Consider the following 25,951-nt stretch of genomic DNA (forward strand, 5'->3'; position numbering starts at 1 on the left):
GAATCAATTATTCTGTCGGTATTGAGTGGTCGACGGCGGGATAACCCCGCCGTCTTCATCGGTTGTTGTTCTTCTGCTCGTCGAGCCGCTCTCACGCAGCGAGAGCGGCGCGGGTTTTACCGATCGTCAGAGCCGCCTTTGCTGCCTCGCGCCCTTTCTCGACGAAATGTGAGCGGTAGATTTGCTTATGGTGCTCGGTTTCCTGATACTGGTGCGGCGTCAGGGAAACCGACAGCACCGGCACACCGGTATCCATGCCGGCGCGCATCAGCCCATCGACGACGGCCTGGGCAACGAATTCGTGGCGGTAAATTCCGCCGTCGACGACGAAGGCGGCGGCAACGACAGCGGCATAGCGTCCGGTTGCCGCAAGATCGCGTGACAGCAGCGGCATCTCGAATGCGCCGGGAACATCGAACACGTCGACCTGGTCAGGCGGAATAAGCTGATGGAAGCCATCAAGGGCGCGGTCGACGATGTCGGCGTGCCAGTTGGCTTTGACGAAGGCGTAGCGGGTGGGTGTCACGGTAATCTCCTTTGGCGAACAGACACATCACCCAAGGCGATCACGAACGTCCCCGACGGCCGCGAGGGCGGCAGGAACGCACGTTCTCTTTCATCCGGACTATGACCGTCGGCTCAGGCATCTCACCTGATCTGCTGACCCTTCCGAAGAAGGCGCTCGCGGGCTCGCAATCTAAATGCATACCGCCGGTAGGGACTTGCACCCCGCCCTGAGAACGGCGCGGACAATAGGGGGAAGGCGACCGGCTGGCAATAGGTCGAATGCTTCGAGGCCAATGCAGTATCAGGGCTCCCGACGCGGCGATTTCGCTTGTTCGTCCATCGCGGCGGGAAAGCCACCTTGCGGAGGATGGGCTTGCGCCTACATGCTGTGAATGAGGACATTCACGTCAGAATAGCACGGCAGGACAGGATACGCCGCTCCACCGGCGGCGGGCAGGGCCGTGGCAACCATGGGAGACAGAGAGATGGAAGACCCCTTCGTCGTCCGCCGCGAGACCCATATCGCGGCGCCGCCGGCCGCGGTGTTCGCGTTGATGACCGACCCGGAAAAGATTCTGCGCTGGATGGGAACGGAGGCGCAGGTCGAGCCGCGGCCCGGCGGGCTCTATCTCGTCAACGTTACCGGCGCCCGCTTTGCGCGTGGCTCGTTTCGTGAGGTGGTGCCGGTTCATCGCCTTGCCTACAGCTTCGGCTGGGACGGCAGCGAGGTGGTGCCGCCGGGGTCGAGCCTGGTCGAGATCGATCTGATCGAGCAGGGAGGTGGAACGCTGTTGCGGCTCACCCATAGTGGCCTGCCGAGCGCCGAGCAATGCGCCGGCCATGCGGAGGGCTGGGCACATTATCTCGGACGGCTGACCGAGGTCGCCGCCGGGGGTGATCCGGGTCCCGACCCTTTTTACGGCAGGACATGAACAATTTTTGCAGGCAGCCGGGCGCCTCTGAAGCGCTTGACGTTGCGACAGCAGCGGTCGGCGAACGCTCAGACCGGCCGTGCGGAAGCGCTTCTTTTTCTTCCGCAAACATGAACGCGTAGTTCATCTCCAGTTCAATTTGGCGGTCATAAGGTGTGGACGGCTGGATTGAAATGGAGTTCTCGATGAAGGCACTTTCTATCGCGGCTGCCTTGCTCGCTGGCAGCCTCTCATTCGGCACAGCGCAGGCGATGCCGATTGGGACAATCAATGTCCAGAGCAATATCACAACGGTCGACTACGCGTGCGGTCGCGGCTGGCATCTGACGCGCTGGGGCGAATGCCGGCGAAACTGGCGCCGCCCGCCGCCGGTCGCTTTCTACGGTGGTCCACCCCGCTGGGGCTGGGAGCGGCGTCACCGGGATTGGGATGGCCCGCGCTGGCGCCATGAACGGCGTTGGGATCGCGACCGTCGTTGGCGGGATTATGACTAAGGGTCCCGCTTAGTTGTAGATGGACGGAGGCCGGGACGATTTTCGCCCGGCCTCTTCTGGTGAAACAGCTTCGCCGACGCTGACAGGCAGCGTCCTCCCGATTTGTTCGAGACGATCAAATCCTGCTGACGAGCCAGTTCTTGCCGTCGATTAGTTCTTCGAGCTCGACGGGATCCTTGACGCCGAATTCGAACCATTCGACGAGTTCTTTCGCCTTCAGCTTGCTCTCGTCTGCCGTAAACTCGATCTCGTAGCGTGCGCACCATCGCCGAAGGATCGACGTCAGCAGCGTCATGTCATTCCCATCCAGCGGATCTTTCGGCCAGAATATCGTACCCATCGCACCCCTCAATCACACGATGACGAACGACGTTATAATGGAATCAAAGCGGCGCAAGTTTAAAGTGTTTATTTTTCGTTTTCCACCGCGGTGAATGGTTTTCGACAGGGGCGTGCTGTTAATGTCGGGCGTCTGCGGGAGGACGCGCTCGAGACAACAGCCTGATCGATGTCCCGACGGACGTGCGGGATATCGGTTTGTCGACACCTCGGGGATGTCCTTGCGGCTGCACGGGAGGGCGTGCCATGATCACGGTATGGATTTGCCATCTCCCCTTGCCTGGCTGGTTGACGAGGCCGGAGCCTCGCCCGGTCCCGAACGGTTTCTGGCCGAACTCGGGCGCCGGCTGCTGGCCGACGGCCTGCCGCTTTCCGGCGGCACGTTGACGCTTTCGGTGCCTCATCCGATCATTGCGCGGCGCACCTGGTTGTGGCGGGCCGAGACCGGTGCTGTCATCGAGGCGCTCGCCTTTGCCGCATCCCCGCAGAGCGAGGCCGGGCGCGACTGGCTGACCGCGCTCGGGCCTGTATGGGAGGAGCGAAGAGGACCTTCGCAGGATAGTCCCATGCTCGGCTGGGCGGGTACCGACAACGGGGCAGAGGCCGGCGGATTCGCTCCGGCCGAAGCCGACCGGCTGCGCGAGGTCGCGCGTTTTGCCGCCGCACCGCTCGCAGCGCTCGCGGCGCGGGAGGCGCGGGCAGCCCTGCTCGAAGCCTATCTCGGCCGGCGTAGTGCCGCCCGGGTGCAAGCCGGCGAGCTTGCTCGCGGCACCGGCGAGACCATACGTGCCGCTCTTCTCTGCGCCGATCTGCGTGATTTCACCGCGCTTTCGGAGGTGACGGAGCCGCACGCGATGATCGCGACGCTGGACGCATGGTTCGACCGCGTGGCAGGCGCGGTGCACGCCTTTGGCGGCGAGGTGCTGAAATTCATCGGCGACGGCGTGCTGGCGATCTTTCCGGTCATGGACACTTCCGACGACGCGGGAACGGTGGGCCACGGAGACCGGGAAGCCTGCGAGGCAGCCCTCAGGGCGGTTGCTGCCAGCCGTGCCGGCATGGCCCATCTCGACCAGATGCGCCTGGCGCAGGGGCTGGCGCCGCTGCCCTTCGGCGCGGCGCTGCATTTCGGCGAGATCCTATGGGGCAATATCGGCGCAGCCGACCGGCTGGATTTTACCGCCATTGGCCCCGCCGTCAATCTGGTCAGCCGGCTGGAAGGACTGTGCAAGCCGCTCGGCCGAAGTGTGCTGATCTCGGGCGCGGTTGCAGCGAATACGGCGACGGCCCTGATGCCGCTCGGAGAGCACAGCTTGCGCGGCATCGCCCAGCCTTGCGCGGTCTTCACCCTGCCGGAAAATTGAGCCGCAACGCAGGGTGCTGTGAGCGACCTTCGTTTATGCAAAGAAAGATTTGCAAAGATATCTTTGCAATAGTAGGCTTCCGGTATGAAAAATCCGCGCCCGCAGCCTGCTCAATCAGTCACCGCACCCCGCGCCCTCAGCCGCGTCGTACCCGATCCGACCGCGCTGAAGGCGCTGACGCATCCTGTCCGGCTGCGCATGCTCGGCATGCTCAGGCTCGATGGACCCGCCACGGCGACGCAACTGGCAGTGCGGCTGGGCTTAAACAGCGGCGCGACCAGCTATCACCTGCGCCAGCTTGCCCAATACGGCTTCATCGAGGAAGCGCCGCATGCTTCGCGGCGCGACCGCTGGTGGCGCGCCAGTCACGAGCTCACCTCGGTGCCGGCAAGCGAGGCCGAGGGTGAAGCGCTCTATCTCGACCTCGCCTTCAACCAGGCGATACTCTCCCTGCAGGTCGGCCAGATGCAGCAGGCGCTGGAGGAATATGCCGAGCTGCCGGCGGAGTGGCGCAAGGCGAGTACGGCCAGCGACATCATCATCCCGATGACGGCGGAACAGGCCGAAGCCCTGACCAGGCGGCTGACCGATCTCATTCTCGAAGCAATGCGGGTGGCTCCGCCTTTGGGCGAGCTAGCGCCCCCGGGTATGGTTCCCTTCACGGTCATGCTGCACGCTTTTCCCTATCCGGGGCGACTCCCGCACCGCGAAGGGGATGGCGAGCCATGAGAAGGGGTGGGCCATTTCTGGCGCTTGCTGCGGCCGAGACGCTTTCACTTTCCGGCACGCGGCTATCGACCATCGCCATTCCCTGGCTGGTGTTGAGTACGACGGGCAGCCCGGTTCTGACCGGGCTGACGGCGATGATGGAGATGCTGCCCTATGTCGCCGCCAAGGCGCTCAGCGGCCCGCTGATCGACCGCGTCGGCCCGAGGCGTATCGCTATCGTCTGCGACATCGCCTCGGTGGCCGTGGTCATGCTGGTGCCGATGCTTGACTGGCTCGGACTGCTGACGACGCCGCTGCTACTGCCGATCGTCTTTGTGATGGGCGTGCTGCGTGGCCCTTCCGATGCCGCCAAGCAGGCGATGGTTCCCGATATCGCCGCGCTGGCGGCCATGCCGCTCGAGCGGGTCACCGGCGTCGTCGGCGCCATCGAACGGCTGGCCTCGACGGCGGGTGCTGCGGGCGCCGGCGCGCTGATCGGCCTGATCGGCCCGGGCCAGGCGCTCGTCGTCAATGCCATTACCTTTGCCGCCGCGGCGCTGATCGTTGGCGTGGGCATACCTCGGCTCAGGAGTATGCCTGAGCCGCGCAGCACTCCCGAGGCCCAGCCGGACGAGATATCCTCCTATCTCGGCGATCTCAGGGAAGGCTGGCGCTTTCTACGTGGTGATACGGTGCTCGTCAGCATCGTCGTCATGGTGGCGATCACCAACCTGCTGGACCAGGCCTATGGGGCGGTGCTGCTGCCAGTCTGGACGCAGAGTTCGGGCCATGGCCCGGAACTGCTGGGGACGATGTTTGCGACCTTCACCGGCGCCTCGATCGTAGGTGCTGCGATTGCCGCTGCGATCGGCGAACGGATGCCGCGGCTGATGGTCTTTACCGTGGCCTTCCTGCTGACCGGATTTCCGCGCTTTTTCATTCTTGCGCTGGATGCGCCGCTTGCCCTCATTTTCCTCACCCTGGCAATCGCAGGATTTGCCTCGGGCTTCCTCAATCCGATCCTGTCGGCGGTGATCTTCGAGCGCATCCCCAAGCCGCTGACCGGCCGCGTCACTGCGATGAACGCCGCCCTCTGCTTTGCCCTCATCCCCTTCGGCGGCCTCGTCGGCGGCGCGTTGATCAGCACGATCGGCCTAGCCACGGCGCTCTCGCTCACCGGGCTCGCCTATCTCGCCGCAACGCTCTTTCCCCTGGCGCTGAAAAGCTTCCGTGGCTTCGACAAGGCGGTCGCCGATGCCGGCGCATGAAAGCGTGCGCCTGCTGTTCCAGAGCATGATGCCGAAAAGTGTGAGCGGTTTTCGGACGACATCATGCTCTAACCATATAATTTAGAACAGGATTCAGACTTTGGGCCGACCGGCCTAAAATCATCCTGTTCTAGCGTCGCGGCCGCGTGCCTTGCCCCTGGCGCCCAAGCTCCTCGACCATCAGATCGATGAAGCGGCGGACACGTGGTTCCAGCAAGCGTTTGTCGGGATAAAGCGTGACGATCTTGGCGTCATCGGTTTCGAGGTCGGGCAAGATCTGCCGCAGGCGACCGGCGGCGAGGTCGTCGGCGACGAGAAAGTCGGGAAGCAGCGCGATGCCCAGCCCCGCCAGGGCGGCGTCGCGGATCGCCTCTCCGCTGTCGAGCCTCAGGCGGCTGCGGCCGTGCGCCTTGATCCAGGAACCGCCTTCCTGGCGAAAGCGCCAGCCCTGCCTTTGATTGCGGCCGGCGAAGATCAGGCAGTCGTGGACCGGGAGATCGTCGATGTCGCGCGGCTCGCCGCGCTCGGCAAGGTAGGACGGCGAGGCGCAGAGCCGCGCCTTATAGGTAGCGATCACGCGTGAGACCAGGCGGGTGTCCGCCGCCGTCGCGCCGATCCGGATCGCCAGATCGAAGCCTTCCTCGACAATGTCGGCCACGCGATCGGTGAAGCTCACTTCGACCTGGATGTCGGGCCAGACCCGAAGATATTTTTCAAGCAAAGGCAGCACGACGAGCCGCCCGAAGGCATCGGGAACGGTAAGCCGGAGAACGCCTCGTGGCGTGCTGTTCTGCCCCGCGACGCTCGCCTCCGCCTCGTCGACCGATGCCAGAATCTGCAGCCCGCGTTCGTAGAACATCCGGCCTTCGTCGGTCAGGCTCAACGTCCTCGTCGTGCGGTTGAGCAAGCGCGCGCCGAGCCGGTCTTCAAGGCGGATGACGGCCTTTCCTGCCGCCGAACGGGACAGGCCCATGGCTTGGCCGCCGGCGATAAAGCTTCCGGTATCGACGACGGCCATGAAGATCAGAATATCGTTCAGGTTCGTACGCGGCATCAGGCAACTCGAGCGGTTCGGCTACAGCCATAAGTCGGTCAGTCATGGGATCGATTCAAGGTTCCGACCATCAACGTCCGACGCGGCAGTAAGGTCCGACCGCTTCGCTTCTGTATCGATATCCATTCGTCAAACAACCTGCTATAGCCGCCATCGCACCGGATCGCCGGTCAACAAGGGTGGCCGGGGGCACGACAAACAGGCAGGAAACGGACATGGCCGCCAATGCCGGCTGGCGCGCGGCCGGCGTCGACGTCAGACGATCGGGGTTCTGCCGAATAGGCCCTGGAAAGCCGGACTACAGCATATCGCCGAGACTCCAATGGTTGTTCCATCGGACGTCGATCTCGTCGTCGACATTCTGATATCTTATGTCGGTGGAAAGGCGCAGCCGCCGGCTGCGGTCCTGGTTGGTGGTCGAGGCGTGGATCATGTAGGGCGAGTGGAGCACCACGTCGCCGGCCTCATAATCGGCGGCGAGCCAGCGGGTGTCGAAGCGCTCCGCCATATCGGGCAGATCCTTCGAGATCCAGCCGCCTTCCGCCATGTGGCGGTTATAGGCACTGATCCGCTCTTCCGCAGAAAGATCGCCGCTTGCGGCCTGAAACTCGGCCTCCATCCTGACGCCCAGGGCGTGCGAGCCTTCGAGATAGGCCAGGCCGCCCATCTCGGTGGGGATGTCGCCGATCGGAATCCAGGCCGTCACCAGGCGGCTGGTGCCGCCGCGGAGATAGACGAGATCATAGTGGGCGGGTGTGGCCGTCGGCGATCCCGGCTGGACGAAACGCATGAGCTTGCGCTTGTGCAGATAGGAGATGCCCTGCAGGAAATCGTCCATGAAGCGGGCGAGCGGCGCTTGCGCGCAGAAGCCTTCATAGGCGGCGGAGCGGACGAGCGACATCAGGCGCCTGTCCGCCAGGCTTTTGTCGAAGCCACCGGCAGACGCTAAGCCCAGCGAAAAATCGCTTCCGAGCTCGACCAACCCGGTTTCGGCGAGGCGTTCGAAGACCCAGCGGCGGAAATCGATCACATCGGCCCGCGGCAGAAGGCCTTTCAGCCAGACATAACCATCATCCTGATAGCGGCGTCGGATGGCGTCGATGCCGATGCCGGGATCGGTCGGCGCGAGCCAACCGATGCGCTCCGCGGGCAAGGTTCTGCCATTTGCGGCAAGAGGAAATTCCATCTTGCGGGATTGTATGACCTCCGCAGCAATTGACATTTCACTCCTCCGTCGCTTGAGTTGGCTTGTCATCAATTACCTGATCCGGCATGCCAACCGACATAGAGAAAATTCATAGCTGGACTTTTCGCTCACCATGAGAGATGCCGAGGCCATCTATAGAACGCCGCTCGGCGCGGCCGGCGGACTGGCAGTCACCGGCAGCGGCAGGCAGCAGGCCCGCCGTGCGGTGACGGACCGGAAACTACCGAGTTTCGCCGTCGTGCTGGTGGAGCGCGGGCAGGGCTGGCTGGAAACCGTCGCCACCGGCCGCATGAGCCTGAGCGGACCTGCACTGTTCTGGCTGTTTCCCAACCGCGTGCATTCCTATGGCCCCGACGAAGACGGCTGGGACGAGCGCTGGGCGCTTTTCGAAGGGTCGTTCACGCGGGACTTCGTGAGGCTGAGGATCATCGCGGAGCGACGTCCCCTCGTGGCCCTGCATCATCTCGACGAGGTGGTGCGGCTCTTCGGCAAGCTTCATGCCGATCTGCTTGACGACACCAACCTCGGGCAGGCGTCGGCGGCATTGATGCTGCATCGCATCGTCATATCAGCCGCCAGACAGGCAAGCGGCGCGGCCGATCGGCGCCGGGAAAGGCGGGACATGGCCGACATCGTGGAAACGCTACGGCGGCGGGCGATGCAACCGTTGGACCTCGCAGCCTTTGCCGCCGAACACGGCATGTCTGCGGCCACGCTGCGCAGGCGGTTCACGCTCGAAACCGGACTGCCTCCCAAGGCATTTCAGCTTCGGGTGCGCATGGACCATGCCAAACAGCTGTTGGCAACCACCGACGAAAAGATCGAAACGGTGGCCGCCATGATCGGCCTGGATGACCCGTTTTATTTTTCGCGGGTCTTTCACGAACGCGAGGGCTGCAGTCCCCGCGAATTCCGTGCAAGATATCCGCGGGTTTGGGGGTCCGGGAACTGGCGTCAACGCTAGCCGAGCGCCGGGGCAATGTCTTGTCGATGAAGCCGATCTTGTCGCCATCGTCGTTACAGCAGACGAAATAGGCGCGGTCGCTGTCGCCGGCCGGCGCGAAGATGCTGCGGCAGACCGAGACGCGCGGTCGGCGTATCCCGTGTTCACGAAGTAATGTATGATGACCGAGGGTTGGAGACGGTCTTTCATCGCCTAGGCAAAATTTTCGCCGCACCATGAAGTGCAGGCCCGATAGCGGGTGGAAGGTTTCGTTGTCCGATTCGTGAACGTCCGGCTTCGCTCAATCGCGGAGGCTCCGGACCGGGAGGGGAAAATGACTTCCAGCGTATCGAATGTCGATCTTGCGCCGTCGAGACCGTCCATTGTCCATGCCGCGGTTCAACTGGGACTGGTCGCTCTTCTGGTCTATGCCTGTGCCAGGATCATATTGCCATTCATGGGCATTCTGCTTTGGTCGGTGATCCTGGCGGTCATGCTTCATCCCTTGCATCTGCGCCTGTCCGGCCGGCTCGGCAATCGCTGGTCGGCATTTCTCATCGGGATGTTCGGCGTTGCCGTCGTGCTGGTGCCCATGTTCGTCGTGGTCACATCGCTCGGATCTTCCATCTATTGGCTTGTTTCCGGCTTGCAGAACCACAGTCTGACAATTCCGCCGCCTCCACCGCGGCTTGCCGACCTGCCGGTGGTCGGGGCGAAGCTCTCGGAGGGCTGGTCGCTCGCTGTCGCCAACCTACCTTCGGCGCTCCGTCAATACGGCCAGATATTGAGCAAGCCTGCTGCGTGGCTTGCATCCTTCGCTGGCGGCCTGGCCGCCGGCGGATTTTCCTTCGTTCTCTCCATCGCGATCGCCGCCGTGCTTGTCGCTTACGCCAGGGGTGCTGCGGCATTTGCCCTCAGTCTGCTGGAACTCGTCACCAACAGCAAGGCGCGGGGTGCCCGGCTCATCCACCTGACTGCCACAACGATCCGGGGCGTGGCGGTCGGCGTGGTCGGCGTGGCGGGGATCCAGTCGGTGCTCGTTGGCATTGGCTTCTTTGCCATTGGTGTTCCGGCGGCCGGCGCTCTGACGCTTGTCACGTTTCTCTTGGCAGTCGTGCAGATACCGCCGCTGCTGTTGACGCTGCCCGTCATGGCTTATGTTTTTGCCACGGAAGCGACAACACCGGCAATCATCTTCGCCATATGGTCCTTGGTCGCCGGGCTGAGCGACAATTTGCTCAAACCATTGATGCTCGGCCGTGGATCGGACGTGCCAATGCCGGTCATCCTGGTCGGTGTCATCGGAGGGATGATAGCCGACGGCCTTCTCGGTATATTTGTTGGCCCCGTGCTGCTGGCCGTCGGCTTCGTGCTGTTGATGGAATGGCTGCATCAGCGCCCGGCCGAGGACGGACCCCAGATCGAAGGTCCGGCCCCATGATTACAGTCATTGGTCTTGGCCTGCTTGCAATGTCGATGTGCCTTGCGCTGCAGGCACTGGCTTCAGTGCTGGCCGCGCGTTATTTTGCTCACGCGCGCACACAACCCATCGGCCGAAAGCCCTGGCGGACGATCTTCGTGCAATTTTCGGTTCTGATGATCGTGCTCATGGTGGGCAATATCTTTCAGGTCGCTTTTTGGGCGCTGTTATATCGTGCGCTCGGCGCCTTCGAGGATTTCGAAACGGCAATGTATTTCTCTGGCGTCACCTTCACGTCACTCGGTTATGGCGACGTGGTGCTCGATGGCCGTATCCGGCTGCTTGGGCCGCTACAGGCAGCCAACGGGCTGATGATGTTCGGGATCACGACGGCCCTGTTTTTCTCGGCTATCCAGCAGGCCATGGGGAAACTGGCCGCGGCACATCGAACGGCGCATGAGCGGTAGAGTGCTGGGGCCCTGCCGACGAAGACGGCTTGCCCGAGACGTTAGCGCCAACCCATCGCAGGCGCGACATGGGTCAGGATCGCTTCGATGACATGAGCGTTGTATTCGACGCCGAGCTGGTTGGGGACGGTGAGCAGCAGCGTGTCGGCCTCGGCGATCGCCTCGTCTTCGGTGAGCTGCTTGATCAGGGCATCGGGCTCGGCGGCATAGCTGCGACCGAAGATCGCCCGGGTCTTTTCGTCGATGAAACCGATCTTGTCGCCCTCGTCGTTGCCGTAGCCGAAATAGGCGCGGTCGCGGTCGTCGATCAGCGCGAAGATGCTGCGGCTGACCGAGACGCGCGGCTGGCGCGTGTGGCCGGCTTCTTTCCAGGCCGCGCGATAAGCGCGAATCTGGTCGGCCTGCTGGACGTGAAACGGTTCCCCTGTTTCGTCGTCCTTCAGGGTCGAGCTCTGCAGGTTCATGCCGAGCTTCGCCGCCCAGACGGCAGTGGCGTTGGAGCTCGCGCCCCACCAGATCCGCTCGCGCAGCCCCTCGGAATGGGGCTCGAGGCGCAGCAAGCCGGGCGGATTGGGAAACATCGGTCGCGGGTTCGGCTTGGCAAACCCTTCGCCGCGCAGCACTTCGAGGAAGACTTCGGCATGGTGGCGGGCCATGTCGGCCTCGCTCTGGCCTTCAGGCGGCGCGTAGCCGAAATGGCGCCAGCCATCGATCACCTGTTCGGGCGAACCGCGGCTGATGCCAAGCTGCAGGCGGCCGCCGGCAATGAGGTCGGCCGCACCGGCATCCTCGGCCATATAAAGCGGGTTCTCGTAGCGCATATCGATGACGGCGGTGCCGATCTCAATTCGGTTGGTTCGGGCACCGACGGCGGCAAGCAGCGGGAAGGGTGCGGCCAGCTGTCGGGCGAAATGATGCACGCGAAAATACGCTCCGTCGGCGCCGAGCTCCTCGGCCGCCACCGCAAGCTCGATCGACTGCAGCAGCGCATCGCCGGCCGAGCGTGTCTGCGATTGAGGCGAGGGCGTCCAGTGCCCGAAAGAGAGGAAACCGATCTTCTTCATGCTGATGCCGCACCTTGATCTGTTGTGTCTGAGGTCGATGGGTCATCGCACAATTTCGGCCCGGAAGACAATCGGAACCGAATGGGTGCGGCATTGGATCAACTGCCGTGGACCTCTCCTCCTTCATCTTGTGATGGGCACAGGACTGGAGGAGCCTGGGTGACGTTCGCACTTTGCTTTTGCGATTGATGGATATAACGCGTTTCAGAGGTAGATCGTTGTGCCGCGCTAAACCGCTGACATAAATGCGTGTTACAGTATATTGGAGTTCGCCACTGCACGGCTGGACGATGAGGAGTCGTTCTGTCGAGAGGAAATGTTCGCATGAATGCAGGGCCGCCAGCAGTCGAGACGTCCATAGTCGAGCGTGAGATTATGGATCGCATCACCGCTGCCAAGATTCGCCTGCGGTTTGACAAATCCGTTGTGCGGCTCATCAACAGCTTGAAAGTCGCTCTCGCTGAGGTCGTACCGGAAGGGCAGGCTGTAATCTTTACCGTCACCGCTCCCATAAAGCGCCGTGCAAAGACGGCCGCCGCATTGGAGATCCTGGTGCGCAGCGGCCTACCCAGCGGCGAGGTCCGCAACACGATTCAGGACAACCACATTCGCGTGCGCCGGGTGACCAACGTCGCTGCGCACATGCCTAAAGTTGTTGGCTTGGTGCACAATCAAGAATCGGACTCGGATCTCATCCTCACGCTAGCCGAGTCGCAACTGCTCGGGTGAAATTAGCGCGCTTTCGTAAAGCAAGCTCAGCCGAGTGACCCGAGATAGCGGTTCACCAGGGGGCTTTCGACTCGCACCTGTTGTGCTTGCAGAGTTCGTCGCTACCGAGGCTGCAGGTGATGGCCCTCTTGGTGTGCCCCGAGAACATTCACGCCCCCAGCAAGCATTTTTTCTCTGCTATACGCCGCACCCCTACGCCGCCTGAATACTTGTTAAATCGCCTACTTACTGCCTTTTCTGTAAGACCGTATGTCCGTCTTCGTAGCTGAGGTGGCTCGCCCTACACTGGTCTTCCGAGGGTTGCTCGGACAGGCCGAGCCGATCCTCATCACAGGAGGACGAGCCGTGGCAGATTATAGAGAAGTGTTCGTTGGAATCGACGTTGCCAAACTAAAGAATGCGGTCGCTGTCGCTGAATCCGGCCGGGAGGGAGAGGTTCGCTTCTGGGGTGAGGTTGATGCATCGGATGCCAACATGCGCCGCGTCATCCAGCGAATAGCCGCAAAGTTTGATCACGTGCATTTCTGTTACGAGGCAGGCCCAACTGGCTACGGCCTACATCGGCTAATCCGATCACTTGGCCATGAATGTGTGGTTGTGGCTCCCTCACTGATACCAAGGAAACCAGGCGACAGGGTAAAGACGAACCGTCGAGATGCGCTTGCGCTCGCCCGGCTATTGAGGGCCGGCGAGCTCACGGAAGTATGGGTTCCCGATGAGGGCCATGAGGCGATGCGGGACCTCGTTCGTGCTCGAGCTGCCGCTGTCGAGACTTTGCGGGTTCACCGGCAACAGATAAGTGCCTTTATGCTCAAGCATGGTCGTATCTATCCACGCAAGAAAGCCTGGACGATGCGATACCTTTGCTGGCTGCAGGAGCAACAGTTCGATCATCCGGCGCATCAGATAGCCTTGCAGGAAATGGTCGAGGCGGTGCGCGTCTCGAAAGAACGCGTCGGACGTCTGGAGACGGTAATTGAGGAATTCGTCCCGAATTGGTCTCTGGCTCCGGTCATTCGAGCTCTGCAGACACTGCGAGGGGTCGATCTGATCGTCGCCGTCACATTCGCCACTGAGGTCGGCGACGTGAGCCGTTTTGAAAGTCCGCGCCAGTTGATGGGCTATCTCGGCTTGGTCCCTGGTGAGCGATCAACGGGTGAGACGGTCAGACGGGGCTCGATCACAAAGGCAGGCAACGGTCGGGTTCGGCACATGCTGGTCGAGAGCGCGTGGACTTATCGCCACCCGCCGAAGGTCGGCGCGAGGAAGCTATACCGTCTGCAGGAAGCGCCGCCGAAAGTGCGGGAGATCGCATGGAAGGCTCAGAGCCGGTTGACGGCTCGTTATCGCATGTTGGCCGGACGAGGAAAGCGAACGACGGTGGTTTGCACTGCGATCGCCCGTGAACTGGCGGGCTTCATGTGGGCTGTTGCAAGGGAGGCGCAATCGATCAGATCCTAGATCGTCGCAACGAACTTGCACCTCGCGCATGGGCGGAGGCGGGACAACGGCAGGGGAACACCCGTCAGACGCTTTGTGGCCGGCACTGTCCGACGCCCGCAGTAAGATAGGAACAGCCCCGGACGCACAATCGGGAATGCGGTATCCAACCCGCGCATCAGAGCTTGATCACCGACGTCCTTGAGTTCCGCCTCCACCCATACGCGATCACCCTAACAGCCGTTCGTTTGGGCGGTCGGTTCCTCATGCCCAAAGCATTGACAACGGACATCAGAGCGGTGTTCCTCTCACACGTGGACGGAAGGTTCGCCGTACATGTCGCTGGCGAACTAAATCATCCACTCGCCAGACTTCCCCTGCGCGCCGGGGTGAGCGGCTGATTGTAGCGCGGAGCCCAGGATTCATGCAGCACGCGCCTTGCACGGCCGCAGCAACGGTTTCGACGCCCTTGAGCGCTGCAAGGGCGGGGCATGCGGCCCGGCCGATGTCATCTGGCCGGGGGCGCGTGTAGAAATCGACAGGGCTCCCATATCCGCTCATGCCGGGCAGTATGATAAAACCGGACCAATGGAGCAAGGTGCCGCGGGCCGTGCGTGAGGCCCGCGAGCGGATCACGGCAGGTCGTTATCGCGTAGCCTGAAACGCCAGCTGGCCGTTGTTCAGGAAGCACGTCTTGTCGAACAGTTTCAGGTCGAGCGGGTTCGGCAGCCGGATATCGGCGATATCAGGCAGGGGCTTTTGCGATCGCTCGTAGGATCGGTCGATCTGGGAGATGAAAACCACGATCAGGCCGCGCTCGCGGGCGAAAGCCTTCAGAGTGCGGACCTGGACAGAGAGTTCGGGGTTCTCCCGCTTCTGGTCGAGCAGCTGAAGGTAGTCGATGACGACGAGCGTACCGCGCGGTGCGGAGGCCAGTCTCTCGGCGATATAGCCGGCGCTGATGGCGTCGGAGCCGTCGAATTCGAACAGACGCTCGAATTGCGCCCGGTCGACGCCGATGGCGCGGAAGCGATCGACAATATCCTCTTCCGTATATTCCAGCGAGAAGAACACACCGGGACGGCCTGATTTCATCGCCTCGACGGCGAGTTCGAGGCCCATCAGGGTCTTGCCGTGGCCTGGCCGGGCGCCGACGAGCAGGAGATCGCCGGGCTGCAATTGCTGAAACAGCTTGCCGGCGGGTGCTTCCGCCGCTGCTTTTGCCGCAAGCAGGCTCCAGCCGCCGTAGCCTTCTTCCAGGGCTATGCGGTCGAGCGCCTGGTGCAGGGGCAGGTCCTCGGCTCGGGAGAGCTTTCTGGCTTTACGCTTCAGGTGATAGATAGGCGCAGACATCTTCATTCATAAACCTCCTATTGCGAGCGGTTTTCGCAATCCCTCCTTATGCAAGTGCTCGAACAGTCGGTTCGGTTTCGGGTGGCCCCGCATGAAATCTGCTTTCCCGGTGGAGGGGGGAGGCGTGGGCTGCGCCAGAATCAGATCATAGCGCAGGACCGGCCGGGCGAAAATCGCCTGCGCCGAGTCAGGGCAAAAAATGCGCTTCTCGTCCAGCGCTACTTGCCCATCGGCTTCCTAAAGCAAGAGCAGAGGCAATTGCCGTAAGCCGCTGAGCGGGAGTCGGTTTCGGGCTCGTTGATGCCGAGGAAGCGGCGGGTTCAATAATAGGCCGATTTGAACGGGGTCACTGCGGCACCCATGGCCGAGGCGTCGCTTGCGATTTCTGAGATGACAAGCTTCGGGCGGGGGCGCGGCACGCCGTAGCGGGGGCGGTCATAGATCTCGGTCCGGTCGATCAGCATCTGCGCCAGAGCGTAAGGGACCTGGCCGCCGAAGATGATCGCCTGCGGGTCGTAGATCGCCCAGATCGCATTGATGAGGCGGTTATAGGCCGGCGTCACTTCATCAACCCATTCTGTCACTCCCGGCCATTTCGGATCGAAATGCTTGCGCATATAGCTGATCGAGGGAACGTCGACGCCGTTGCGGTTGAGTTTTTCGATCAGGTACTGCAAGGCCGGCCGGCGTTTGTTTTCCTCGGCGTCGTAGATGCCTGAGAATTCGCCGGCATTGCCGATGCCGTTATGCAGCAGTTCGCCGTTGGTGATCAGGCCACCGCCGAAGCCGTAATTGAAGCTGAGATAGGCGAAGTGCTTCATGTAACGGCCGACGCCGAACATGGATTCGGCGATGGCTCCCGTCTTGGCGCCGTTGTGCACCCAGACCGGCTTGTTGAAAAATTCCGACAACAGCGGGCCGAGCTCGATCAGCGACCATTCATGCAGCGGCAGCGGCGCATTGAAGCGGGTGCCGCTGACGTGAAAGCCGGCAATGGCAAAGCCGATGCCGAAGAAGGCCCCTTCGGAAAGATTGTTCGCCCTCTGGTGCTCGATCAGCTGCTCGCGAACGAGATCGAGCGCCTGGGCCATGGTGCGTTCGCGTAGCGCAATGCTGCTTTCGGCCAGCACATTGCCCGATATATCCATCAGGCAGACGCCGATCACGTCGGTGTTGACAGAGATGCCGCAGGAATAGGCGTAGCGGCCGTCCAGCCTAAGCGTCGGGCTCGGCTGGCCGCGGCCGGCGCCGGGCTTCGGCGAGCCGAAGGAAACGATGCCGCGCTCCTCCAACTGGTCGATGATGCGGTAGACGGATTGCTGGGTGAGATCGGTGTGGCAGGTGACCTCGGATCGGGAAAGGCCGGGATTGCGCCAGATCAGCTTCAGCAGATCGCGCTCGTTCGAGGAGACGACGCCGCCGCCTTCGCGCAGGAAGTGCGGCGCGATGAGCGGCTCCGGAAAATAGGCCATATCAAACACCTCCTTCGTCCAAAAATTACTATCGAGGTGTAGTAATTGTTGTTGTATTCCTGGCTACTTAGCTCATTCACCCTATAACAGCAGCCTCGTTCCGCGACAAGTGTCTTGTGTGCGTCACCAAATTGTTACACACTGCGTGTAATAAAGCCTCGTCAGGGTGCCGGGCATGAACCCGGCTATCAAAACAGGCGAGGGCAAGATGAAGATTTCCATTCTCGCGGCTGTGGCCGCGCTGATGGCGGGCGTATGTTCTGCGCAGGCCGCCAACATCGAATTCTGGTACGGCAATACGGGCGCTGCCGAAAAGGCGATCCAGGATCAGTGCGCCGCTTTCAATGCCGCGCAATCTGGGCATCACGTCACCTGCGTTGGCCAGGGCAGCTATGAAGTGTCGATGCAGAAGGCGATCGCCGCTTTCCGGGCTAAAAACCATCCCGTTCTCATCCAGTTCTTCGATGCCGGCACGCTCGACCTGATGCTGTCGGATGCCGTCGTCCCGGTTCAGGACGTACTGCCCGAGGTCAAGTGGGACAATTACATCGCCGGGGCGCGCGCCTATTACGAAACATCCGGCGGCAAGCTTTTCGCGCAGCCCTACAATGCCTCGACGCTGCTGTTCTACACCAACAAGACCGAGCTTGAGAAAGCCGGAATCACCAAGACGCCGACGACCTGGGAAGAGATCATCGAGGCCGCCCGCAAGCTGAAGGCTTCAGGCCATGAATGCCCCTTCGTCACCGACGGCGATACCTGGCGTGTGCTCGAACAGTTCTCGGCCCGTCACGGTCTGCCGATCGCCTCCGAGCATAATGGCTATGACGGCCTCGACGCCGAATATGTCTTCAACACCACCTTCGGCGCCAAGCATCTCCAGAACCTGGTCGACTGGCGCAAGGAAGGTCTCGTCAAGCTCGGGACCGATACCAAGGCCGGCAATTTCACCGCCGCCTTCAACACCGGCGAATGCGCGATGATGGAGAATTCGTCGGGCTCCTACACCGCGTCCGCCAAGGCTTTCGACGGCAAATACCAGATCACTGTCGGCATGGCGCCGATGTATGAGGGCCATGAGCGCCACAACACGCTCGTCGGCGGCGCCTCGATCTACATCATGAAGGGCCACGACAAGGCCGAGGTCGAAGGCGCCAAGGCCTTCCTCGATTTCCTGCGCCGTCCCGAACAGCAGATGTTCCTGACCGCCGCCACCGGCTACGTGCCCGTCACCAACGACGTGATGGATGCGATCGCCAAGAGCGGCGAGGCGAACGCGCCGAAATATGCGACGGCCGCCGTCGGCATCGAGTCGATGAACCAGCCGCGCACGCCGGATACCCGCGGCATCCGTCTCGGCTTCTACGTGCAGTTCCGCCAGGTGTTCATGGAAGAGACGCAGAAGGCCTTTGCCGGCCAGGAGACCATGCAGGCGGCGCTCGACAATGCCAAGAAGCGCGGCGACGAGTTGCTGCGCCGCTTCGAGCAGACCTACAAGGGCGTGAGGATGCAGTGATCCCGACATCTCACGCGCGGGACGTTTGAACGTCCCGCGCGTCCCACGCACGGGCGCGTCCCGCGCTCCCGTGCGGTCTTCCAATGCAGGGCTTCTCCATGACGTCGGAATCTTCTCTCTTCAGCCATCGCTGGCTGCCGCTTCTGCTGGTAGCGCCGCTCATGCTGCTGATTGCGCTCTTCTTCTACGTGCCGGTTTTTCAAGCGTTCTACTGGTCGTTCTTCCTCGAGCGCCCCTTCGGCGGCGGCTCGATGTTCGTCGGCTGGGATAATTTCGCGCGGGTACTCGCAGATCCCGAATTCTGGGAGGCCGGCTGGCGCACAATCATCTTCATGGTCACGGCATCCACGCTTGCGGTGCTGATCCCGCTGATCCTTGCGCTCGCGGCCGACCGGAAGATCCGCCTGGCGCTGCCGGCGCGTAATGTGCTCGTCTGGCCGAAGGGGGTTGCCGGCGCCTCGATCGGCGTCGTCTTCGCCTTCATCTTCAATCCCTTCGTCGGCGTGCTCGCGCCACTCAACTCAGCCTTTCCCGGCATCTGGGCGCCCGGCATCAACGGCACGGATGCCTTCATCACGCTGATCGCCGCGCATGTCTGGGGCGGCATCCCGTTCAATTTCGTCATCCTGCTCGCCGGCCTGCAGTCGATCCCGAAGACCATGCACCAGGCAGCCGCAATGGATGGGGCAGGGCCGTGGCGGCGCATCTTCGACGTGCAACTGCCGCTCATCATGCCGCAACTCTTCCTGACGCTGGTGCTCGAGTTCACCGAAAGCGTCACCTCGGCTTTCGCGCTGATCGATACGATCACCGATGGCGGCCCCGGCGGCGCCACCACGCTGCTGGTCTATAAGATCTATACCGACGGCTTCAGCGGCTACGACCTCTCCGGCGCCTCGACCCAGACGGCGATCCTGATGGTCTTCGTTGTCCTCCTCACCGCCGCCCAATTCCTCTTCCTCGGCCGGCGCATCAACTACGAGCGGTGACCCCATGATCGAAAACGCACGTTCCCTCAACACCGCTGCCGGCTTCGTGCTCATCGTCGGCATCGTCTATATCCTCGGGCCGCTCTATCTGACGCTGGCGACAGCCTCGCAGTCCTATGAATTCATCCTGCGCAACGGGCTCGCCTGGTATCCCGGCGACCAGTTTTTCACCAATGCGGCGCACATCTTCACCGAGACGCACATCCCGGTCCAGATGCTCAACAGTCTGGTGGTCGCCTTTGGTGATGCATTCGCGACCTGTGTCCTGTCGCTTCTGTCGGCCTATGCCATCGTCTATTTCAGGGTTCGCTTGGCGGGCGTTGTCTTCGCGCTCATCCTTGCGACCATCATGCTGCCGATCGAGATCCGCGTCATCACCACCTACCAGGTGGCGTCGAACGTGTTTTCGCCGGTCAACGCGCTGCTCGATATCACCGGCCTGAACGGGCTGATCGCCGACTATTTCGGCGCGCCGGTGAAGCTCGAATGGAGCGTGCTGAACACGCATTTCGGCCTGATCGCGCCGCTTGTGGCGCATGGCACCGGCACTTTCCTGTTCCGCCAGTTCTTCCTCACCCTGCCCAAGGATCTGTTCAAGGCGGCGCGCATGGATGGGGCAGGGCCGATCCGCTTTCTCTTCGATATCCTGCTACCCTTGTCGCGCACCAGCTTCGCCGCGCTCTTCGTGCTGACCTTCCTCAGCGGCTGGACGCAATATCTCTGGCCGCTGGTCGCCGCCTCGACGTCAGACATGCAGACCGCCGTCGTCGGGCTGGCGCGGCTCGTGCCGGATTCGGAGGGAGAGATCCCCGACTTTCCGATGATCATGGCCGGCGCCGTCATCGTTTCCATCATTCCGCTCGCGATGATCGCGCTCCTGCAGCGCTATCTGGTCCAGGGCCTCGCTCTCACGGAGAAATAGGCATGAACGCCATCGACATGGCCATCCGCGCCGCTGCCGCCAACATCACGCTATCAGGCGTCACCAAGGCCTATGACGCCGAGACCGTCGTCATCCCGCCGATGGATGTCGAACTCCGAGCCGGCGAATTCACCGTCGTGCTCGGTCCCTCCGGCTGCGGCAAGTCCACGCTGTTGCAGGTGATCGCCGGGCTGGAGCGGGTGAGCGGCGGCACGATCGTCATCGGCGGCCGGCAGGTGCAGGATCTGGAACCGAAACATCGCGGCTGCGCCATGGTGTTCCAGAACTATGCGCTCTATCCGCATATGAGCGTCTTCGACAATATCGCCTACAGCCTCAAGGTCGCAGGCATGGCGAAGGCCGAGCGCATCGAGCGGGTCGGGGCGGTGGCGAAGATGCTCGGCCTTTCCGATTACCTCGGCCGCAAGCCGGGGCAGCTTTCCGGCGGCCAGCGGCAACGCGTCGCGATCGGCCGCGCCATCGTGCGCGAACCCGGCGTGCTTCTGTTCGACGAGCCGCTTTCCAACCTCGATGCGCAGCTCCGGCATGAGATGCGCGTCGAACTGGCCGAACTGCACCGGCGCATCGGCGCCACCACCGTCTTCGTCACCCATGACCAGGTGGAGGCGATGACGCTTGCTGATCGCATCCTCATTCTCAACAAGGGCCGGATCGAACAGTTCGACACGCCGAAGGCGATCTATCACCATCCGGCCTCGGTCTTCGTCGCCAAATTCATCGGCGCGCCGCCGATGAACATCCTGCCGGTCATCGGCGACGGCACGGTGCTCAGGCTCGCCGACGGGCAGGTGGTGGCGCAAGCGCGGCTTAACGGCGCCTATCAGCTCGGCATTCGGCCCGAGGATATCCTCATCGGCGACACTGCCAACGGACATGTGGTCACGTCAGCTTTGCGGTTTCGCGAGGATCTCGGCTCGCATGCGATCCTGGCAGTCGAGCTCGGCGGCTCGGTCGTCAGGATCGCCACGCCCTTCGGCGCTGAAATACCGGATCATAGCCAACTCTTTCTCAATCTCCCTGCCTCCCGCCTGCATCTCTTCGATGCGGAGAGCGGCAAGGCCATGCCAGGCGCATTCGGCGCAAACTAAAGGACATCCCCATGAAATATATCGACCACATTGCCGACCCGTCGCGCCCCTGCGCTATCGTCGCCCATCGGGGTGCCTGGCATCAGGCTCCCGAAAACAGCCTTGCCGCGATCGAGAATGCGATTGCCGGCGGCTATGACATCGTCGAGGTGGATATCCGCCAGAGCGCCGATGGCGTGCTGTTCATCCTGCACGACGACACGCTCGAGCGCATGGCCGGCATCGATCGCATCCCCGAGGAGATGACCATCGCCGAGATCACCAGCCTGCGGCTGCGCATGGCCGATGGCGGGCCGGATCAGCCGTTCACGACGCAGACCGTTCCAACGCTGGAACAGGTGCTCGAAACCGTACGCGGCCGCATCTTCGTCGATCTCGACCTGAAGGACCTCGAGATGATGGGCATCGTCGCGGCCAAGGTCAAAGAGATGAGCATGGCCGACCAGGTCGATCTCAAGGCTCGCGCCGACACGCCGGGGGCGCTGGCCTGGCTCGCCAGGCAGCCCGGGATCGACGGCATTCCGTTCATGGGCCAGGCGTTCTTCAGGGTCGGGAGCGCCGAAGAGACCGCCAAGGCAGTCATCGCGGCGCGCCCCTTCATGTGCGAAGCCAAATTCGATGAGCTTGAAACGCTGGCCGGCCAGCACGAACGTCTGCGCAACGCCGGAATCTCGCTCTGGGTCAACACGCTCGATCCGGTCTCCTGCTGCGGCCTGACCGACAGTGCGGCACTTGAAGATCCCGATGCGATCTGGGGACGGATGATGGCGGCCGGCGTTAGCGTCATCCAGACCGACCAGCCCGCCGCGCTTAAGGCCTATATCGAGGCGCGCCGGACATGAGGGACGTATCGGACGACATACTCTCCGCCGTGATGGAGGATATGCGCCGGGCGGCGGAGGCGGAAATCTTGCCCCGCTTCCTCGGCGTCACCGCCGAGGGCATTCGCACCAAGACCGCTCCCGACGATCTGGTGACCGATGCCGATCTCGGCGCCGAGCGGCGGCTCACCGAAGCGCTGTCGGCGCACTTTCCCGAGGCGCTGCTGGTCGGCGAGGAAGCGGTCTCCGCCGATCCCTCGATTCTGACGCGGCTTGGCGAAGCCGATCTCGCCGTCATCATCGATCCTGTCGACGGCACCTGGAATTTCGCTCACGGCCTGCCGCTGTTCGGCATGATCGTGGCGATCGTCTCCGGCGGCGAGACGGTTGCCGGGCTGATCCACTATCCCGTGACCGGCGATTTCCTTGCCGCCCGGCTGGGGCAGGGCGCGTGGCACATCGCCCGCGATGGCGCCAGGACCCGGCTCAGCGTCGCGCCGCCAGGGCCGATCGGGGAAATGCACGGCTTCGTGCCGCTGCATATGTTCCCTGCCGAGGAGCAGCCGGTCTACGCTCGGAGCATGCTGCACTTTGCCCGCACCACCACATGGCGCTGCTCGGCCTATGAATACCGGGCGGTGGCGACAGGCGCTATGAGCCTTTCGCTCAACGCCGAGCTCAAGCCCTGGGACCACGCCGCCGGCGTGCTGATCCATCACGAAGCCGGCGGCTACGGGGCATTGCTCAGCGGCGAAGCCTATCGTCCTGCGATGACCGAGGGCCGGCTGCTGCTGGCGCCGGATGCGGAGAGCTGGGAGGCGATCCGCAGGAGCTTTGTCGAGGGGAGATAGCTGTTGCGTTTCGGCATTGCGCCGGCGTGAATTTTGGCAGAAGCGCAACCCCACCCCTCCGTCATTCCTGTGACAGGAATGACGGAGGAGAGGCGAGCGGCCGTCAGGAATTTGCCAAGCGATTTGGGATGAGTTCCGACTGCATCCAGTGCGTTTCACTCTGAACGTGGTTGTCCCGCACATACTTGCCCATCCGAACTGGCATTTCGGCTTCCAGGAACGCATCAGCGATCCGAACGACAAACCCCTCCTGCTTCGTCCTATCCAGCGAGGCCGCAGTATCCTCGAACAGGCCGGTTTTGTATGGCCCCCGATACAGAGTCGACACCGGAACGATGCTCAGTTCTTCGAATCGAGCCAGAGTCCGATCCCAGGATTGAACTTCGCCGTCGACAATCCAAGCAAAGCCGAGGAAGTATGACGGAAGATCATCATAACCAATCGAGTGCCGGGCATAGAGGTTCTCACCCACGATGCGTTCGGCATCTGCCAGCTGCGGGCTGATGCCGGCAGCAAAAGCCTTAAGCCAATCACGCGATGAATGGTAACGGCTATCGGGACTACGGGCATGAGACCCGCCCCGATGAATGGTCGTGTTCTCACCATCCATTTTCTCTGTGATGACAAGATCGCCAATCATCAGCCCGTCAAGCTTCGCCATGACCTTATCGTCGCTTGTCGCTCCGGGCGAAATCGGTAGGTGATAGGTTCGTCCGTATTTCTTCATGGTGATGAAGACATAGCCGTTGGCGACCGCACAATGCAAGGTCGCACCCGTCTGCGGATCGGCATCTTCGATGGTTGGTGCGATGATCATATCCGAATTCAAGCGGAAGGAGAGCTATGGCCATAAATGCTGGAGAACGAGTCGGTTTTTGCGATGGCAGCGGGCTTCCGTTTGCTATCATGCGGCAGACGGCGAGCGGCGTGAGCCTCCGCACAAAGTCCTGGCGCGTCTTCTCATCCTTGGCTGCGGGCCGTCGCATTGCAACCGAGAAGCTTGAAACATGCCCTACACGTTCGCCATAGGTGATATCCACGGCTGTATCGATCCGCTGAACAGGATGATCGATCGGATCGAGGCTTATGCGTCTGAAGGGACCGTCGTCTTCGTTGGCGACTATATTGATCGCGGGCCTGACAGCAAAAGCGTCCTCGACCGGATCATCGCCGGTCCATCGGAGTCGTGGAGATGGATTTGCCTGAAAGGCAATCATGAGGACATGATGGTCGCTGCTTATGCCGACCGCGACAGCAGAGACGTATGGATCAGCAACGGCGGGCTTGAAACCGAAATGTCCTATGACGGCAGGGTTCTTCCTCAGCATTTGCAATGGGTCGCCGATCGTCCCCTCATGCATGTTGATCGGTATCGCATCTTTGTCCATGCCGGCGTTGTTCCGGAATTTCCGCTGGAACGGCAGACCAAGCGCGATCTTCTCTGGCTACGGTTCCCTCCCGGTGAGTCCAGCAATTATTGGGGCAAGCACCTGGTCCACGGCCATACACCGTCGCTGTCCAACCCGGTGACGACAGGAAACCGCACCAACATCGATGGCGGCTGCGTCTTCGGCGGCAAGCTTTCCTGTGCGGTCTTCGACGATGATGTTGCCGGCGGGCCGATCGACTTTATAGACGTGAGGGCACGAACTTGGTCGCTTTGGTAATGGGTAAGGCCGGACTCGGTTAAGCGGGAGTGCGACTCGCTCCCTCTTCTCCCCGCTGGGGAGAAGAGATACCGGCGCCGTCGCGGCGCGTGATCGGTGGGTTATGCCCGCCAGCCGGCGGCGAGCCGTAGCCAGGGCGCCAGGTGGAAGCCGCTCATCAGCAGGTACATCGGCACCATCCCGCCGATCGGAAAGGTCTCCGGCGTCGTCATACAGATCATGTCGGCGCTGCCGGTCGCGGCTGTCAGCAGTGCCATGATCACGAATGTCGGGGCTGCGGCGAGCGACAGCCAATCGGCGGCGTGGGCGGCGATCCGGCTGCCCGGGCTCGCCATGCCACTGCTCGGCTTAGCAGCTGATGCGTCTGCTGAGGCGGCCAGCGAGAGCCATTCGGCGGCGTTGAGAGCGACGTTGCCGTCGCCTCGCTCTGGAGTGTGGGCGGAGAGCAGCATCGGCGTCACTCCTTGCCGTACCGGTCGTGGTGGCGCCACCAGATGCCGGTTTCGTTGCGGCCCTTGGGTGCGCGGTCGAGCCATTGGTACATGCCCCAGAGCCCGTCCAGCCCGCGCGCATAGCTGGAATAGCTGTGGTAGACGGCGCCGTCGATGAACTCGAAGGCGCTGACACCCGGACGGTCGCGCGTATAGGTGGAAATGTCGGTGCCGGTCATGGCGGCGATCTGAGCGATCGGGGCTTCGCTGTCGCGGGGCTGCCACTCCTGGACAGTCCTGCCTGGGAGCGGTTCGGGAGCGGGCGGTTCGCGGCGGTAATTATAGTCTACCTCGCCCTGGTGCTGCTGCTCGGCAGAGAACCAGACGCTGAAATCGCCGTTGAAGTCGCTGCCGAAGGAGGAGGCCCAGGGAAAGCTCCAGTCCATCCGCCGCTTGAACGCTTCGAGCTTTGCGAGCGGCGCGCGCGAGACCGCCCAAAAGGCGACATCGTGGTTTTCGAGGTGAACGAAGAAGCCGTTGAAGCCATCGGCGATCGACGAGCAGGAGGGGCATCCCGCGGTATAATCCGGCCCGAACATGAAGTGATAGACGAGAAGCTGCGAGCGGCCGCCGAAGAGATCCTTCAGCGAGGCGTTGCCACCGTCAGTGTCGAAGCGATATTGCTTGTCGATCCTGACACGCGGCAATTGCTGGCGCTTGATCGCCAGCGCGTCGCTCTGCCTGGTCAGCGCCTTCTCCTCTTCGAGCAGATCGAGGCGAGCCGCCAGCCATTGCTGGCGTGTTGCGTTCAGCTGTGCCGTCATGGGTCTTCTCCTTTGCCTGTTTCTCGTCGTAGCATCCGGCGCTGGCTTGCTTGCCGGTCG

At 62.4% G+C, this 25,951-nt stretch carries 27 protein-coding genes, 1 pseudogene and 1 riboswitch; of the genes and pseudogenes, 17 read left to right on the plus strand and 11 right to left on the minus strand.

All coding sequences use genetic code 11. The features are described from left to right. Window positions 1-91: 91 nt before the first annotated feature. Entirely contained in the window at window positions 92-526 is a 435-nt protein-coding gene (locus G9X64_RS15895) for a 6,7-dimethyl-8-ribityllumazine synthase (RefSeq protein WP_168312882.1), read from the minus strand. Between the two features lie 78 nt (window positions 527-604). Next, window positions 605-746, minus strand: a riboswitch (FMN riboswitch). A 246-nt stretch (window positions 747-992) separates the two neighbouring features. On the opposite strand from G9X64_RS15895, the gene G9X64_RS15900 reads away from it, so the two are divergent. Then, window positions 993-1,439 (plus strand): SRPBCC family protein, encoded by a 447-nt coding sequence (locus G9X64_RS15900; RefSeq protein ID WP_168312881.1) that lies wholly within the window; start codon window positions 993-995, stop codon window positions 1,437-1,439. A gap of 185 nt (window positions 1,440-1,624) precedes the next feature. Beyond that, entirely contained in the window at window positions 1,625-1,933 is a 309-nt protein-coding gene (locus G9X64_RS15905) for a GCG_CRPN prefix-to-repeats domain-containing protein (protein ID WP_168312880.1), read from the plus strand. A gap of 115 nt (window positions 1,934-2,048) precedes the next feature. Here the strand turns inward: G9X64_RS15905 and G9X64_RS15910 are convergent, their stop codons facing one another. Next, window positions 2,049-2,273 carry a hypothetical protein gene (locus tag G9X64_RS15910; RefSeq protein ID WP_168313962.1) on the minus strand — a complete coding sequence of 75 codons (225 nt, stop codon included), beginning with the start codon at window positions 2,271-2,273 and terminating at the stop codon, window positions 2,049-2,051. Window positions 2,274-2,529: 256 nt separating this feature from the next. On the opposite strand from G9X64_RS15910, the gene G9X64_RS15915 reads away from it, so the two are divergent. From G9X64_RS15915 to G9X64_RS15925, 3 genes are all read left to right on the plus strand, one after another. Then, a complete protein-coding gene (locus G9X64_RS15915) occupies window positions 2,530-3,636 on the plus strand; it encodes an adenylate/guanylate cyclase domain-containing protein (protein ID WP_171376913.1) in 1,107 nt (368 codons plus the stop codon). 84 nt (window positions 3,637-3,720) lie between these two features. After that, window positions 3,721-4,365: a winged helix-turn-helix domain-containing protein gene (locus G9X64_RS15920; RefSeq protein WP_171376914.1), complete on the plus strand. Its 645-nt coding sequence runs from the start codon at window positions 3,721-3,723 to the stop codon at window positions 4,363-4,365. Continuing rightward, entirely contained in the window at window positions 4,362-5,612 is a 1,251-nt protein-coding gene (locus G9X64_RS15925; RefSeq protein ID WP_168312877.1) for an MFS transporter, read from the plus strand. Before G9X64_RS15920 ends, G9X64_RS15925 begins: the two co-directional genes overlap by 4 nt. 130 nt (window positions 5,613-5,742) lie before the next feature. On the opposite strand, the gene G9X64_RS15930 is transcribed toward G9X64_RS15925, so the two are convergent. Further along, on the minus strand, window positions 5,743-6,666 hold the full coding sequence (locus G9X64_RS15930) for a LysR family transcriptional regulator (protein WP_168312876.1): 924 nt from the start codon (window positions 6,664-6,666) through the stop codon (window positions 5,743-5,745). A gap of 298 nt (window positions 6,667-6,964) precedes the next feature. Then, on the minus strand, window positions 6,965-7,888 hold the full coding sequence (locus tag G9X64_RS15935; RefSeq protein WP_168312875.1) for a phytanoyl-CoA dioxygenase family protein: 924 nt from the start codon (window positions 7,886-7,888) through the stop codon (window positions 6,965-6,967). 97 nt (window positions 7,889-7,985) lie between these two features. On the opposite strand from G9X64_RS15935, the gene G9X64_RS15940 reads away from it, so the two are divergent. Further along, entirely contained in the window at window positions 7,986-8,837 is an 852-nt protein-coding gene (locus G9X64_RS15940) for a helix-turn-helix transcriptional regulator (RefSeq protein WP_171376915.1), read from the plus strand. Window positions 8,838-8,856: 19 nt separating this feature from the next. Here G9X64_RS15940 and G9X64_RS36580 read toward each other — a convergent pair. Continuing rightward, window positions 8,857-8,970, minus strand: a pseudogene (locus G9X64_RS36580) (LLM class flavin-dependent oxidoreductase); the annotation flags it as partial. Between the two features lie 180 nt (window positions 8,971-9,150). On the opposite strand from G9X64_RS36580, the gene G9X64_RS15945 reads away from it, so the two are divergent. Then, on the plus strand, window positions 9,151-10,257 hold the full coding sequence (locus tag G9X64_RS15945; RefSeq protein ID WP_168312873.1) for an AI-2E family transporter: 1,107 nt from the start codon (window positions 9,151-9,153) through the stop codon (window positions 10,255-10,257). Then, complete coding sequence (locus tag G9X64_RS15950; protein ID WP_168312872.1) at window positions 10,254-10,703, plus strand: potassium channel family protein; 450 nt, start codon at window positions 10,254-10,256, stop codon at window positions 10,701-10,703. Before G9X64_RS15945 ends, G9X64_RS15950 begins: the two co-directional genes overlap by 4 nt. Window positions 10,704-10,744: 41 nt before the next feature. On the opposite strand, the gene G9X64_RS15955 is transcribed toward G9X64_RS15950, so the two are convergent. Beyond that, the gene (locus tag G9X64_RS15955; RefSeq protein WP_168312871.1) at window positions 10,745-11,767 is read right to left on the minus strand and encodes an LLM class flavin-dependent oxidoreductase; all 1,023 of its coding nucleotides are present in this window, start codon (window positions 11,765-11,767) and stop codon (window positions 10,745-10,747) included. 324 nt (window positions 11,768-12,091) lie between these two features. Between G9X64_RS15955 and G9X64_RS15960 the strand changes: the two genes are divergently transcribed. Beyond that, window positions 12,092-12,496, plus strand: a complete 405-nt coding sequence (locus G9X64_RS15960) for a hypothetical protein (protein WP_171376916.1) — start codon at window positions 12,092-12,094, stop codon at window positions 12,494-12,496. 345 nt (window positions 12,497-12,841) lie between these two features. Then, window positions 12,842-13,957, plus strand: coding sequence for an IS110 family RNA-guided transposase (locus G9X64_RS15965; RefSeq protein ID WP_171376995.1), 1,116 nt, complete (start codon window positions 12,842-12,844; stop codon window positions 13,955-13,957). Between the two features lie 624 nt (window positions 13,958-14,581). On the opposite strand, the gene G9X64_RS15970 is transcribed toward G9X64_RS15965, so the two are convergent. Beyond that, complete coding sequence (locus G9X64_RS15970; RefSeq protein WP_168312666.1) at window positions 14,582-15,295, minus strand: DNA helicase; 714 nt, start codon at window positions 15,293-15,295, stop codon at window positions 14,582-14,584. A 314-nt stretch (window positions 15,296-15,609) separates the two neighbouring features. Then, window positions 15,610-16,761 (minus strand): ROK family transcriptional regulator, encoded by a 1,152-nt coding sequence (locus G9X64_RS15975; protein ID WP_171376917.1) that lies wholly within the window; start codon window positions 16,759-16,761, stop codon window positions 15,610-15,612. A gap of 208 nt (window positions 16,762-16,969) precedes the next feature. Here G9X64_RS15975 and G9X64_RS15980 point away from each other — a divergent pair, with 208 nt between their 5' ends. The 6 genes from G9X64_RS15980 (at window position 16,970) to G9X64_RS16005 (ending at window position 22,969) form a co-directional block, all read left to right on the plus strand. Then, window positions 16,970-18,277, plus strand: a complete 1,308-nt coding sequence (locus tag G9X64_RS15980) for an extracellular solute-binding protein (protein ID WP_171376996.1) — start codon at window positions 16,970-16,972, stop codon at window positions 18,275-18,277. Window positions 18,278-18,375: 98 nt separating this feature from the next. Beyond that, window positions 18,376-19,266, plus strand: coding sequence for a carbohydrate ABC transporter permease (locus G9X64_RS15985; protein ID WP_171376918.1), 891 nt, complete (start codon window positions 18,376-18,378; stop codon window positions 19,264-19,266). A gap of 4 nt (window positions 19,267-19,270) precedes the next feature. Beyond that, a complete protein-coding gene (locus G9X64_RS15990; RefSeq protein WP_171376919.1) occupies window positions 19,271-20,188 on the plus strand; it encodes an ABC transporter permease subunit in 918 nt (305 codons plus the stop codon). A gap of 2 nt (window positions 20,189-20,190) precedes the next feature. Further along, window positions 20,191-21,297: an ABC transporter ATP-binding protein gene (locus G9X64_RS15995; protein ID WP_171376920.1), complete on the plus strand. Its 1,107-nt coding sequence runs from the start codon at window positions 20,191-20,193 to the stop codon at window positions 21,295-21,297. Between the two features lie 11 nt (window positions 21,298-21,308). Beyond that, window positions 21,309-22,139, plus strand: coding sequence for a glycerophosphodiester phosphodiesterase family protein (locus tag G9X64_RS16000; protein ID WP_171376921.1), 831 nt, complete (start codon window positions 21,309-21,311; stop codon window positions 22,137-22,139). Next, the gene (locus G9X64_RS16005) at window positions 22,136-22,969 is read left to right on the plus strand and encodes an inositol monophosphatase family protein (RefSeq protein WP_171376922.1); all 834 of its coding nucleotides are present in this window, start codon (window positions 22,136-22,138) and stop codon (window positions 22,967-22,969) included. Before G9X64_RS16000 ends, G9X64_RS16005 begins: the two co-directional genes overlap by 4 nt. Window positions 22,970-23,072: 103 nt before the next feature. Here G9X64_RS16005 and G9X64_RS16010 read toward each other — a convergent pair whose 3' ends face one another. Continuing rightward, entirely contained in the window at window positions 23,073-23,696 is a 624-nt protein-coding gene (locus G9X64_RS16010) for an RNA ligase family protein (protein WP_171376997.1), read from the minus strand. A gap of 280 nt (window positions 23,697-23,976) precedes the next feature. Here G9X64_RS16010 and G9X64_RS16015 point away from each other — a divergent pair, with 280 nt between their 5' ends. Further along, a complete protein-coding gene (locus G9X64_RS16015; RefSeq protein WP_171376923.1) occupies window positions 23,977-24,636 on the plus strand; it encodes a metallophosphoesterase family protein in 660 nt (219 codons plus the stop codon). A gap of 101 nt (window positions 24,637-24,737) precedes the next feature. Here the strand turns inward: G9X64_RS16015 and G9X64_RS16020 are convergent, their stop codons facing one another. Then, window positions 24,738-25,088, minus strand: a complete 351-nt coding sequence (locus G9X64_RS16020; protein ID WP_171376924.1) for a hypothetical protein — start codon at window positions 25,086-25,088, stop codon at window positions 24,738-24,740. A 5-nt stretch (window positions 25,089-25,093) separates the two neighbouring features. Further along, on the minus strand, window positions 25,094-25,891 hold the full coding sequence (locus G9X64_RS16025; protein WP_171376925.1) for a DUF899 domain-containing protein: 798 nt from the start codon (window positions 25,889-25,891) through the stop codon (window positions 25,094-25,096). Between the last annotated feature and the right edge of the window lie 60 nt (window positions 25,892-25,951).

This window comes from Rhizobium sophorae, from assembly GCF_013087515.1.
In the GTDB taxonomy this organism is placed as follows: domain Bacteria; phylum Pseudomonadota; class Alphaproteobacteria; order Rhizobiales; family Rhizobiaceae; genus Rhizobium; species Rhizobium sophorae.

What these genes read in the sequence shown, in the direction of transcription:
- G9X64_RS15980 (WP_171376996.1), top strand. Translation starts at nt 16,970, where the DNA reads ATGAAGATTTCCATTCTCGCGGCTGTGGCCGCGCTGATGGCGGGCGTA.
- G9X64_RS15940 (WP_171376915.1), top strand. Translation starts at nt 7,986, where the DNA reads ATGAGAGATGCCGAGGCCATCTATAGAACGCCGCTCGGCGCGGCCGGC.
- G9X64_RS15930 (WP_168312876.1), bottom strand. Translation starts at nt 6,666, where the DNA reads ATGCCGCGTACGAACCTGAACGATATTCTGATCTTCATGGCCGTCGTC.
- G9X64_RS15900 (WP_168312881.1), top strand. Translation starts at nt 993, where the DNA reads ATGGAAGACCCCTTCGTCGTCCGCCGCGAGACCCATATCGCGGCGCCG.
- G9X64_RS15985 (WP_171376918.1), top strand. Translation starts at nt 18,376, where the DNA reads ATGACGTCGGAATCTTCTCTCTTCAGCCATCGCTGGCTGCCGCTTCTG.
- G9X64_RS15945 (WP_168312873.1), top strand. Translation starts at nt 9,151, where the DNA reads ATGACTTCCAGCGTATCGAATGTCGATCTTGCGCCGTCGAGACCGTCC.
- G9X64_RS16025 (WP_171376925.1), bottom strand. Translation starts at nt 25,891, where the DNA reads ATGACGGCACAGCTGAACGCAACACGCCAGCAATGGCTGGCGGCTCGC.
- G9X64_RS15955 (WP_168312871.1), bottom strand. Translation starts at nt 11,767, where the DNA reads ATGAAGAAGATCGGTTTCCTCTCTTTCGGGCACTGGACGCCCTCGCCT.
- G9X64_RS15925 (WP_168312877.1), top strand. Translation starts at nt 4,362, where the DNA reads ATGAGAAGGGGTGGGCCATTTCTGGCGCTTGCTGCGGCCGAGACGCTT.
- G9X64_RS16020 (WP_171376924.1), bottom strand. Translation starts at nt 25,088, where the DNA reads ATGCTGCTCTCCGCCCACACTCCAGAGCGAGGCGACGGCAACGTCGCT.
- G9X64_RS16015 (WP_171376923.1), top strand. Translation starts at nt 23,977, where the DNA reads ATGCCCTACACGTTCGCCATAGGTGATATCCACGGCTGTATCGATCCG.
- G9X64_RS15920 (WP_171376914.1), top strand. Translation starts at nt 3,721, where the DNA reads ATGAAAAATCCGCGCCCGCAGCCTGCTCAATCAGTCACCGCACCCCGC.
- G9X64_RS15990 (WP_171376919.1), top strand. Translation starts at nt 19,271, where the DNA reads ATGATCGAAAACGCACGTTCCCTCAACACCGCTGCCGGCTTCGTGCTC.
- G9X64_RS16000 (WP_171376921.1), top strand. Translation starts at nt 21,309, where the DNA reads ATGAAATATATCGACCACATTGCCGACCCGTCGCGCCCCTGCGCTATC.
- G9X64_RS16010 (WP_171376997.1), bottom strand. Translation starts at nt 23,696, where the DNA reads ATGAAGAAATACGGACGAACCTATCACCTACCGATTTCGCCCGGAGCG.
- G9X64_RS15950 (WP_168312872.1), top strand. Translation starts at nt 10,254, where the DNA reads ATGATTACAGTCATTGGTCTTGGCCTGCTTGCAATGTCGATGTGCCTT.
- G9X64_RS15935 (WP_168312875.1), bottom strand. Translation starts at nt 7,888, where the DNA reads ATGTCAATTGCTGCGGAGGTCATACAATCCCGCAAGATGGAATTTCCT.
- G9X64_RS15970 (WP_168312666.1), bottom strand. Translation starts at nt 15,295, where the DNA reads ATGAAGATGTCTGCGCCTATCTATCACCTGAAGCGTAAAGCCAGAAAG.
- G9X64_RS15915 (WP_171376913.1), top strand. Translation starts at nt 2,530, where the DNA reads ATGGATTTGCCATCTCCCCTTGCCTGGCTGGTTGACGAGGCCGGAGCC.
- G9X64_RS15905 (WP_168312880.1), top strand. Translation starts at nt 1,625, where the DNA reads ATGAAGGCACTTTCTATCGCGGCTGCCTTGCTCGCTGGCAGCCTCTCA.
- G9X64_RS15960 (WP_171376916.1), top strand. Translation starts at nt 12,092, where the DNA reads ATGAATGCAGGGCCGCCAGCAGTCGAGACGTCCATAGTCGAGCGTGAG.
- G9X64_RS15995 (WP_171376920.1), top strand. Translation starts at nt 20,191, where the DNA reads ATGAACGCCATCGACATGGCCATCCGCGCCGCTGCCGCCAACATCACG.
- G9X64_RS15975 (WP_171376917.1), bottom strand. Translation starts at nt 16,761, where the DNA reads ATGGCCTATTTTCCGGAGCCGCTCATCGCGCCGCACTTCCTGCGCGAA.
- G9X64_RS15910 (WP_168313962.1), bottom strand. Translation starts at nt 2,273, where the DNA reads ATGGGTACGATATTCTGGCCGAAAGATCCGCTGGATGGGAATGACATG.
- G9X64_RS16005 (WP_171376922.1), top strand. Translation starts at nt 22,136, where the DNA reads ATGAGGGACGTATCGGACGACATACTCTCCGCCGTGATGGAGGATATG.